This is a genomic window from Pelagibius sp., from assembly GCF_028289705.1.
GTDB lineage: Bacteria > Pseudomonadota > Alphaproteobacteria > Kiloniellales > Kiloniellaceae > Pelagibius.
Window position 1 is genome coordinate 45,591 of sequence record NZ_JANQOI010000006.1, and the last position, 6,292, is coordinate 51,882.

Annotated in this window: 6 protein-coding genes and 1 tRNA gene; 3 read left to right on the plus strand and 4 right to left on the minus strand. The window is 63.7% G+C overall.

What is annotated here, in order from left to right; all coding sequences use genetic code 11:
• Positions 1-19 precede the first annotated feature (19 nt).
• The gene (locus tag Q0996_RS00360) at positions 20-310 is read right to left on the minus strand and encodes an HPr-rel-A system PqqD family peptide chaperone (protein WP_299614856.1); all 291 of its coding nucleotides are present in this window, start codon (positions 308-310) and stop codon (positions 20-22) included.
• A gap of 88 nt (positions 311-398) precedes the next feature.
• Entirely contained in the window at positions 399-1,157 is a 759-nt protein-coding gene (locus Q0996_RS00365; protein ID WP_299614857.1) for a hypothetical protein, read from the minus strand.
• 747 nt (positions 1,158-1,904) lie between these two features.
• Here Q0996_RS00365 and Q0996_RS00370 point away from each other — a divergent pair.
• Positions 1,905-2,855, plus strand: coding sequence for a polysaccharide deacetylase family protein (locus tag Q0996_RS00370; RefSeq protein ID WP_299614860.1), 951 nt, complete (start codon positions 1,905-1,907; stop codon positions 2,853-2,855).
• A 43-nt stretch (positions 2,856-2,898) separates the two neighbouring features.
• Here Q0996_RS00370 and Q0996_RS00375 read toward each other — a convergent pair.
• Positions 2,899-2,975, minus strand: a tRNA-Val gene (locus Q0996_RS00375).
• A gap of 459 nt (positions 2,976-3,434) precedes the next feature.
• On the opposite strand from Q0996_RS00375, the gene Q0996_RS00380 reads away from it, so the two are divergent.
• Positions 3,435-4,214, plus strand: a complete 780-nt coding sequence (locus tag Q0996_RS00380; protein ID WP_299614861.1) for a PEP-CTERM sorting domain-containing protein — start codon at positions 3,435-3,437, stop codon at positions 4,212-4,214.
• Between the two features lie 98 nt (positions 4,215-4,312).
• Here Q0996_RS00380 and Q0996_RS00385 read toward each other — a convergent pair whose 3' ends face one another.
• Positions 4,313-5,254 (minus strand): serine protease, encoded by a 942-nt coding sequence (locus tag Q0996_RS00385; protein WP_299614863.1) that lies wholly within the window; start codon positions 5,252-5,254, stop codon positions 4,313-4,315.
• A gap of 250 nt (positions 5,255-5,504) precedes the next feature.
• Here Q0996_RS00385 and Q0996_RS00390 point away from each other — a divergent pair.
• Positions 5,505-6,292 (plus strand): XrtA/PEP-CTERM system exopolysaccharide export protein (locus tag Q0996_RS00390; protein WP_299614865.1); only part of this gene is annotated, 788 nt, incomplete at its 3' end.

The window sequence follows — 6,292 nt, forward strand, 5'->3', positions numbered from 1 at the left end:
GCCCGATCAGGCGCTGGGGTCAGCCGCTCTGGCCGCTCTGCTCCGATGCGGCGACGGCCTCGACCAGGCCAACGCGCTCGAAGCGCTCGATGGCGCGGGCGACCCATCTCTGCAGGCGCGAGTCCGCATCGGCCTCCAGCGTTTCCGCTAGGTGCCGGGTGATCGTCGCCTCGCTGGCCGGTGCCTGTTGCAGGCAGCGCAGCGTCTCAGACATGTAAGGATTGAGCTTCATCGTGTCGCCGGAGAGATCATCGTAAACGACGATCTCGTCATCCCAGGCGCGCCAGCACCAAGTGTCCTCGCGCTTCAAGCGCCATATCCTGGCGTCGGATGGATCAGGAATGTCGGACAAAACGCTTCGGAGCCCCCATGACGCCGGGCGCCGCGCCAGATACGGCCTAGCCGCGGTCGTTCAGCTCGTCCAGGATGTCCCGCAGACCGAAGGGATCGCTGTAGATCATGTCGATCACCAGATCGGCGATCTCCTGGTGCGAATAGCCGTACTGTTCGCGGCCGAACTCGCAGGCGTTCAGATAGGCGGCCGAGCACTGCGGCAGAAGATCCGAGCTGGAGTCGTGCCACAGCGCCTGCATCATGGTGGCATTGGGATCGGAGGTCAGGCCGTTGGCAAAACAATCGGCAAAGGACGTGCCGAAGGGCGGCGAGTCGAGCCCGGGATAGTCCTCAAGGTCATCGATGTAGTTCTTCGCCTTGCGCCGTCTGGAGCGCCAGTTGGACGGCCTGTAGTTCTTCAGCCAGGTCCGGTAGTTCTTCAGGGCATTGATGCTCGGCACCGAATAGTCGTAGCACTCGTAGGGTTCGTAGTAGCTGTAGTGGATCGGGTTGCAGGGCCCGAGCATGATGTAGTTGGCGCAGCGGTCGGGATTGTCGCGCCAATAGCTGGGCCTGCGGCCACGGCAGCTGTAGGAGACCGTCTGCGAGGCGTTGCCGGAATTCATGCCCGAGTGCGAGCAGAAGGTCGCGAGGGCGGGGCGGCTAGACAGGGTCAGGATCACCGGCGCGCCAGCCAGGCCGCCGGTCAGGAATCGGCGGCGGGCGTCGCGCTTGGCGCGATCCCCATCGGGTGCCCGACCCCGATCCTGCGGCGCCGTGTCCGGGCCGCCTGCCTCAATACCTGAGCGTTCCTTATCCGCCATCCTAGCAACCCTGCCTTGATGCTCCAGCGAGCTTACGCAACCAATTGCCTGATTGTTCCCATCGGTCCTTTAGTACGCTCACCCCAGGCGTCGGACATCGGGAGCACCGACACAACAATGACATATCAATCCCGCCCATTGCGAGCCCCGATTCGCCGCTACTCCTTAATGGAACGACATTGGGGAGCCGACAATGCGCGCGATCCTCTCCACTTGCGGCCCGCAAGCGGACCCGATTGCCTTGGTGCCGGACCTCTCCACGCACCTCTCAAATAGCTTATGCAGGATTCGTACCAAGGCCTTAACGTCCTGATATTGCTTGGAAATCGATTCGTGCAAAATCGTCTATCAGGGGTCCCTTGTAAAGTTTCTTTACAAAGATCCGGGGGTAATTCCCTCAACTGCCTCGCGATTCCTCATCGCCAACTGTATATCATTGAATTCTTACGATTTTTAGAACGGAATGCAGCTTCAAGTGGTATCGGTTTTCTTTACGGTCCAAGACGGGACCACTCCCCTGCAACGGCCGGAAGCGAGGGCCTGCGGGCCTGAACGGAGGCCTGCCTCGCATGGCGGTTTGGCAAGACGGCGACGGTCCCCTAGGTTTGGAGCACTGCCCGGGGCAGCCCGGGTTGCACTTGCGGTGGAAAACAAGCCCTTGCGGAGGATAACAAAAGCGTGAGTGCAGCCTTCGACGTCGCCTCCGGCCCCCTGGCCCGGCTGCCGGCCGAGCACCCTCCGCTGCTCTTGGTGGTCATCGACACCGAAGAGGAGTTTGACTGGAGCCGTCCCCACGCGCGCGAGAATACCAGTGTCACCGCCATCGCCGCACAGGGGCTGGCGCAGGAGATTTTTTCGCGCCATGGTATTATCCCGACCTATGTAATCGACTACCCGGTTGCCTCAGACCCCGGGGCGGTCGAGACCCTGAAAGGATTTGCGGACAAGGGGGAATGCCGGATCGGCGCGCACCTGCACCCCTGGGTGAACCCGCCGCACGAAGAGCCGGTGAACGCCCGCAATTCCTATCCCGGAAACCTCGCCGCCGATCTGGAGCGCCGGAAGCTGGAGACCCTGACAGGGGCAATCTCCGAAGGCTTCGGAACACGGCCGCAGGTCTACAAGGCAGGGCGCTACGGCGTCGGCCCGGCCACTGCCCGGCTGCTGGAGGATCTCGGCTATCTGGTCGATGCCAGCGTCGTGCCCCATACGCGTTTCACCGACGACGGCGGGCCGGATTTCACCGGTGTGGGCTTTCATCCCTCGTGGTTCGGCTCTGCGGGTGACAGGCTGGAAATCCCCCTGACCTGCGGGTTTTGCGGGCTGCTTCGCGGGCTTGGCCCGTCCCTTTTCCCCCGCATCAGCGGCGCTGCCGGGATGCGCTTGCGGGTGCCCGGCATCTTTGCCCGCACCGGGCTTTTGGAGCGGATCCGCCTGACCCCGGAGGGGGTGGACCTTGCCGCCAACATGCGCCTGGCCAGGAGCCTCTATCGGCAAGGCTGCCGCGTGTTCTCCTTCACCTACCATTCTCCCTCGCTGGTGCCGGGGATGACGCCCTATGTTTCCGACGGCGAAGAACTGCGGCGGTTCCTTGACCTGATGGACCGTTTTTTCGGCTTTTTCAGGGAGGTGCTGGGCGGCCGTCCGTCGGAGCCCCTGGAGGTCTATGACCTGCTCCGCGCTCGCCACCGATCTTAGGCCGCGGAGGGGGCTGGCGCCCTCGCAGGGCGGTGGCCGGGAGTGGTAGGCGGGGGAAGGAATCGAACCGTCCGACTTCTCCTACGTAGAAGGAGCGCTCTACCTCTGAGCTACCCGCCTCCAGGAAATCGCCGGCATTGTTCAGCAAGGCTTCTGCCTAAGCAAGACGATTGCCCAAGACCCGTGCCCACCATCCGGCACCGCCACAGATCGGCATCGGGGCGATGACCGTGCTGTCAAGAAAGGCGACACGGGCACCCCTCGCGTTAACCAAGAATCGCTTTGTTATGGCACGCAGAATAGCGTGACGGCCCGCCCCAGCCGGGCCGGGGTTCGGCGGTTCGAAACTGCATGAAACTGTAAGAATGTCTGACAGTCTGCCCATGCCCCGGCGGCGGTGAGAGACCAAGCCTTTGATATCTTTGGGCTGTAGATGCGTGGCCCGGTTCTTGCTATAATAATGTCACAGGTCGATTATCCAGGTAGGGCAGGTAACCGTTGCAGGGACGTATGAGGGCACTGACTCGCACTGCGCAGGCAATCGTTTTGGGTCTCTTGGCCTGGGCGGGAAGTCTTGCGGTGCCTGCGGCAGAAGCCGCGATCATCAATCAGTTCGAGTACGACCTGTGGAGCCATCCCGACGGCGCCCTGGCGCCGCCGCCCTATGGCCTGCGCATCGACGGGATCGAGTGGTACGCCACTGGCGGTGCCAGCGGGGGCAACAGCGATGCCTGGACCTTCGATTTCGACCACCCGCTGGCCGAGATGCGGGCGGTCTACACCGTCAACGACGGCGTCAACGACGACACCTTCCGCATCTTCGGCACCGCCATCGGTGGCCGGGACATCTCCGGAACCAACTACGACGGGCCTCCGGTGCTGGTCGATATCGACTTCACCTACACCGGCTTCGACGGCCAGAACGATTTCCACGATCCGGAGATCCATGTGAACGATGGGGCCGGCCAGGCCAGCACCAAGGGCATGGGGACGATCACGTTCCAGCAGCAGACCTTCGGCATTCAGGCCAACACCACGGTGAACCTGCTGGCCTTCGCCAACGGCTCCGGCAATCTCTTCAATTTTGACGTGGACCCGGCGCCGGGCCACCGCCTGAACGGCTATTGTGGCGGTGCCAACCCGCCCGCCTATTGCGGCATGCCCGTCGGTTGGGGGTGGCTGGCCTTGGCGGATGCCAACTTCAATCCGCACACCGCCTACCACACGTCTTTCCAGGACTTCATTTTCGTGAGCAACAAGGTGCCTGTGCCGGAGCCGACGAGCCTCGCGATGTTCGGCACGATGTTGGGCACATTCTCCCTGGCTTCCTGGATACGCCGCCGGAAAAAGTCCCGCTGAACCGGCGCCCATTCGCGCCCTTCCATTCCCTGACAGGTCTTGAGCGGTTTGCCTGCGCGTAACGGGCCTGCATCGATTCCACCGAAGTGGAAGACGCTCTACTTCCAGCAGCCGACCTGGGCGATGTAAGGGCGGGCTTCGCTCAGGATCTGTGGTCTGGTTTGTGGGACCTGGGTGGCGTTTGTCCGGTAATCCACCCCCTGGTTCTCGAGAAAGCCGAGCACGGTGTCCGTCGACAAGGCATAGCCTTCGTGCCGCACCGTTCTGCCGGTGGTTTCGAAGACCTTGACCGAGTTGATCTTGGCAAAGACCACGCCGATCACCAGACCGCCGCTGTCGAGCAGCGGACCGCCGCTGTTTCCCGCGCGGATGTTCCCCTTGAGGACGATGATCGGCAGGTTGTGGACGGTTCGGCTGCGGCCAACGACCTCGACGGCGGTGACGATCGGATTGAGGGGCACGAGCCCCTGGTTCGGGTAGCCGACCAGCGAAGCCTGCCCCATGGCGGAGCGGCCCCGGGCCCGGGTGCTGAACGCGGCCACCGCAGGGGGGCTGAGATCCGCCCGCAGCAAGGCGAGGTCTGCCGACTGGTCGAAAGCGATCTTCCTGGCCAGCACCATCTCTCCGGCCGAGGGCGAAATCGAAACCACCGCACAGTCGTCGACGACATGATTGTTGGTCAGCAGACTGCCGTTGGCGGCCACGAAGAATCCGGACCCGATGCCGGCGAGGCGCCGGCCCTCGACTCGGGGCTCCGACGGCTCCTCGAGCATGCGGCGGACTTTCTCGCGGCGCTCGCGCTTGATCCTTGCCGCTTCGTCGTCGCTGACCACGGCGCCCTCGCAATCGCCCGCCAGGGTTTCCTGGACCGTGCCGAGCGCAGGGTCGAAGCAGTTGACCACATAAGGACCCTCGGCCGCCGCGGTGGGCCGGGCCTGCGGTGTCCAGGAGATCGCCGCAAGGCAGGCCGCCGCCAGAAGCGTGGTCAGAGGCTTCCTTTTATTCGCGCGCGCTGTTTGAGCCACGTCAAGGTGTGCCACGTCGAGGGTCCCGCTGGATGTGACGCTTTTCCTTGCATCGCAGTCCGCTGAGCGGAAAGGCCAGAGCCTACCAGGGTCTCCGCCGGATCGCGACTACCCTCTACTACGCGGGACGTTGATTTGAAGATCAGTTTGGACAGGGCTCGGCAGGCGTGGGGACGGTTCGCGGCACGATCCCATTGCCCCGGGACCCGGGTGCAGATGCCGGAACCGGACGGTTTCCTACTGGACAGGCGCGGTTTTGGCTTGGATGATCGGCGAATATGCGATAGGCCAGGGCATTGCCTGTTTGTTCTTTGTCCGGAGTGACGTCCGGGACGGACGGCATGTCCGGCGTAAGGCCGCGTCTGCGGCCCCTGTGGCGCCTCCAGTGCGTACCGGTCGGGGGGAAGGTGCGTTGTCAGTTTTGACCGATCTGTTTAAAGGCCTTCACCGCCGCGGCCAGTCTGGCGTTCTGTTTCCGAAATTCCTCTCCTTCCTCGTTCTGACAGCGGCGTTGCTGGCAGGGCTGACGGTTCCCGCCGCTGCGCCGCTGGCGCAGGCGCAGCAGACCTACCTGATCGGCCCGGGCGATGTGTTGCAGGTCGACGTGCGGCGGCATGAAGATCTGTCGACGAACGTTGTCGTCCGTCCCGACGGGCGGATCTCCATGCCGTTGGTCGAGGACCTGCTGGCTCTCGGCAAGACGCCGGAGCAGGTGGCCGATGACATAACCGAGCGTCTTTCGGAATTCGTGATCGACCCGCTTGTGACCGTCACAGTGGTTTCCGGCGAGGGCGATCCCAGACAACAGGTGCGCGTCGTCGGCGAAGCCGCCGATCCTCAGACCCTCTCTTACCGCAGCGGCATGACGCTGCTGGACGCCATTGTCGATGCCGGCGGCCTGTCCCGGGAGGCGGACGGCAACGGCGCGGTGATCGTGCGTCTGACCAACGGCAGCACGCGCGAGATCCCGGTTCGCCTTGCCGACTTGGTGCGCGACGGGGACTCCACGGCCAATGTCTTGCTGGAGCCCGGCGATGTGATCGTGATTCCCGA